The organism is Candidatus Magnetaquicoccus inordinatus, assembly GCF_004217665.1.
Classification (GTDB): Bacteria; Pseudomonadota; Magnetococcia; order Magnetococcales; family Magnetaquicoccaceae; genus Magnetaquicoccus; species Magnetaquicoccus inordinatus.
This window is the reverse complement of sequence record NZ_RXIU01000289.1, coordinates 1-3,387: the sequence shown is the minus strand read 5'-3', so window position 1 is coordinate 3,387 and position 3,387 is coordinate 1. Positions and strand designations below refer to the sequence as shown.

At 46.7% G+C, this 3,387-nt stretch carries 4 protein-coding genes; 3 read left to right on the top strand and 1 reads right to left on the bottom strand.

Translation table 11 applies throughout. The features are described 5' to 3' along the window. Both EJP87_RS14760 and EJP87_RS14755 read left to right on the top strand, forming a co-directional pair. On the top strand, nucleotides 1-888 hold an 888-nt coding region (locus tag EJP87_RS14760), incomplete at its 5' end, for a DnaJ C-terminal domain-containing protein (RefSeq protein WP_130472625.1). A 3-nt stretch (nucleotides 889-891) separates the two neighbouring features. Further along, nucleotides 892-1,140 (top strand): chaperone modulator CbpM, encoded by a 249-nt coding sequence (locus tag EJP87_RS14755; protein ID WP_130472624.1) that lies wholly within the window; start codon nucleotides 892-894, stop codon nucleotides 1,138-1,140. On the opposite strand, the gene EJP87_RS14750 is transcribed toward EJP87_RS14755, so the two are convergent. Continuing rightward, nucleotides 1,091-3,004 carry an ATP-binding protein gene (locus EJP87_RS14750; RefSeq protein ID WP_193771417.1) on the bottom strand — a complete coding sequence of 638 codons (1,914 nt, stop codon included), beginning with the start codon at nucleotides 3,002-3,004 and terminating at the stop codon, nucleotides 1,091-1,093. The genes EJP87_RS14755 and EJP87_RS14750 overlap by 50 nt on opposite strands. Nucleotides 3,005-3,138: 134 nt before the next feature. On the opposite strand from EJP87_RS14750, the gene EJP87_RS19090 reads away from it, so the two are divergent. Beyond that, on the top strand, nucleotides 3,139-3,387 hold a 249-nt coding region (locus tag EJP87_RS19090), incomplete at its 3' end, for a pyruvate kinase (protein ID WP_420886868.1).

Below are 3,387 nucleotides of genomic sequence, written 5' to 3'. Positions count from 1 at the left end.
TTAGGTGTCAGTAAGACGGCTTCCGATGAGGAGATCAAGAAGGCATACCGAAAACTAACCAAGAAATATCACCCTGACCTCAATGCCGGCAGCAAGGAAGCGGAAAAGAAGTTTAAGGAACTGGGTGAAGCCTACGAGTTGATTAGCAACAAAGAAGCTCGCGAAAAACATGAATTCTCAAAGCAGGAGAGCGCTCATTCCCGCCAGCCGAATCCACCTCAAGATGAACGGCCGTTCTATCATCAAACTCAAACCGGGAATAGCCGATATGGCTCCATTTATGAAGGAAATTATGAGGATATTTTTGAGTCACTCTTTCGAGGACAGTCAAAAGCAGGCAACACCACCACACAGAGCGAAATCGGCTCTGACACGTTGTATGCGCTTGAAGTGAGCATTGAGGAGGTCCTCCAAGGTTCGACAAAGGAGATCATGCTCCCTAATGGCAAACAGTTGATCGTAAAAATCCCCAAAGGAATCACCGCAGGAACGAAACTGAGATTCAAGGGCCAAGGGGCCCCAGGGGTGAAGCAAAACGGCAATGCGTATGTCGAAATTCATTACAAGTCGTCTAAGCGCTTCAAAATTGAGGGGAACGATGTGGTGTCGGAGCTGCCGATAAGTTTGGGCGAGGCGATCCATGGCGCGGAACTTGAGTTTATGACAGTCGGTGGGCTGATTAACCTCAAAATTCCGGCGGGCGTGAATACCGGAACCAAACTTAAAATAAAGGGAAAAGGACTTCCCGGTGACGACAAGAAAACCCGAGGCAACCAATATATTGTTTTGAAGGTGATGCTGCCTTCGAAGATTCCCCCAGAACTGAGTCGGTTTATCAATCAATGCGAGAAGGATCACCCCTATAATCCGCGATCCGAGGAGGGATAAGCGATGTCACGCTATGAAATTCATGAGATTATCAAACTCTATCAGTTGGACGAGAACTTTGTTCGAGTTTGCATCGATAACCAGTGGATTATTCCGGCGGATGTCGAAGGCGGTGTCTTGGATCAAGAGGACTTGAGCCGGTTACTCCTCATTAATGACCTGCGATTCTCGATGGACATTAACGAAGAAGCCATTCCGGTTATTATGCAGTTGCTGGATCAGATTTACTGGCTGAAGAAGCAGCTTTCTTAATCGGGAGCGAAATCCTAACCACTGTTTTGATGCCAGGTTCACTTCTCACCTGAATCATCCCCTCATGCAAATGGATAATTTGCTGGCAAACGGCTAGGCCAAGCCCTGTCCCCTTTGACTTGGTGCTGAAAAAGGGAGCAAAAACCCGTTCGATGTTTTCCGGACTTATCCCTGAACCGTTATCTTGAATATGAATTCGCACATAGCCGGCCTCGACATCCGTGGATACAACGATCTTTCCGCCTGTTGCGGGACGTGCATCCAACGCATTTTCGAGAATATTGCTCATGACCTCCTTCAACTGATAAGGATCGGCATCAATCATCAACTGTTTTGTTGCCGAGAGCCGCTTGATGCAAGACACATTGTGTTGCGTGACGGCCACGTGCTCGAAGGGTTCAAAACACTCAAGAATCACGTGATTGATTCGCACCGCTTCATATTGTGGGGATTGAATACGGGCATAGGATAGCAGATTATTGATGATGCGATCGCTCTCGATGACTTTGTCTTCGATGGTTTTGAGGTGCTTATCCAACTGTGGATTATTCGCTTTTCGTTTGATATTGTAAGCAGCAATGCTCATGGCTGAAAGCGGATTTCGCAGTTCATGGGCAACAATGGCTGCCAGCGTACCGATTTCCTCAAGATGTTTGGCGCGATCAGACGTTTTCTGCGCTTCCAGTAGCTCGGCAGTTGATCGCTTGAGCTGTAGTGTTCGCTCTGAGACAATCAGCTCCATTTCGTCTCTTGAAATGGTGATTTTTTTGAGATCTTCGGCCATTCTGTTAAAGGCGTGAGAAAGTTGTCCAAATTCATCTATTCCGTACGCCCCTACGGTATGGTTGAAATTTCCGCTCCCAATGATGCGGACATCTTTTGAGAGTTGATCGATGGGGCGAACAATCGCCTGTGTAATTGAAAACGCCAAGGCAATCACAAGCAATAGGGTAATGCCCAGAATGAAAATCACGATTTGTTGGAGGTTTCTAATTTCGGCAAAAGCCTCATGGGTGTCGATCTTTGAGACCATGCCCCAGCCAAGCAAAGGAAGATATCGCCAGGCTGCAATAACCGGTATGCCCCGATAGTCAAGAAGCTGACCCGAACCGGTTTTCTTTTTGATGGCTTCTTGAATGGGCCCGCCAATTTTATTTCCAATGAGGATCGTCCGATTTAAAGCAGCGCTTGCGTCATGCCGGAGTGGATTGAGATAGACAATATGCTGGCCGATTTGCTTCCCGATCAATGTCTCGCCCGTATGCCCGAGCCCCATTGTGTTTTGCATCAGCTTGTAAATCCGAGCCATGTTGACCTCAAACACAATCGTGCCGATGAATCTGTCATTGAAATCAAAAATGGGGACCCCGATTCGCATTTCTTGTTGATTGGACTCTCGATCGTTGATAAACACATCACTCAGATAGAGACCTTCTTTTTCGTGGGGAAAGCGCATCTGTTCCGGAGCGGCAAGTGGCAGTAAATAGTCGTTTTGGTGCGCTGGATTACTCGAGTATACTTTCTTCCCAGCGGGGTTAACCAGTTGGATATCGTGAATCATTAAAATCGATTGCATCCTCTGCAACTGAGAATCAAGCTTTTTCTTGGCAGATAGGAACATCGGATGATTTGGATGATCTTCAAGCTGTATTAAAATGGGGAGATTGGTTTTGATATTATAGAACTGCTGGGCAACTTTGATATGAGAGATGAGAGAGGAAAATAGCGCCTCAATCGCTGCTGCTTTATAGTATGCGATATTGCTTAGGTCTCTGAGACGAATCGTTTCAATTGTGTGCTTGTATCGATCGAAGGAGATGTATCCCACCATAAGCGCAGGAATCAACGAAAGCAACAGAAACATCACAATGAGCTTTAATCTTAAGGACATAACAGAATGAACATGATTATAGCATTCTCACGTCGAGTGGAAAAAAGCTAGAAATTGGTTGAATAAACCACCTGATAGATGGATTTGATGACGATATCCTATGGGGCATGCCCTTCCTGAATAAAACCAAAATCGTTTGCACGATCGGACCCGCCTCTGCCTCCCCTGAGATCATGCGAAAGATGCTGTATGCAGGAATGAGTATCGCCCGGATCAACTTCGCTCATGGTGATTTTGCCTGGCACAAAGCGGTGATTGATCGACTTCGTCTCGTCGCGTTTGAGGGAGATCAGGCGCTCACGATTATGGCGGATCTCCCCGGGCCTAAGATCAGGATCGGCAAGCTTGCTAAAGAA

Excerpts from the sequence above, each read along its gene's own strand:
- EJP87_RS14755 (WP_130472624.1), top strand. The coding sequence starts at position 892 with ATGTCACGCTATGAAATTCATGAGATTATCAAACTCTATCAGTTGGAC.
- EJP87_RS14750 (WP_193771417.1), bottom strand. The coding sequence starts at position 3,004 with ATGTTTCTGTTGCTTTCGTTGATTCCTGCGCTTATGGTGGGATACATC.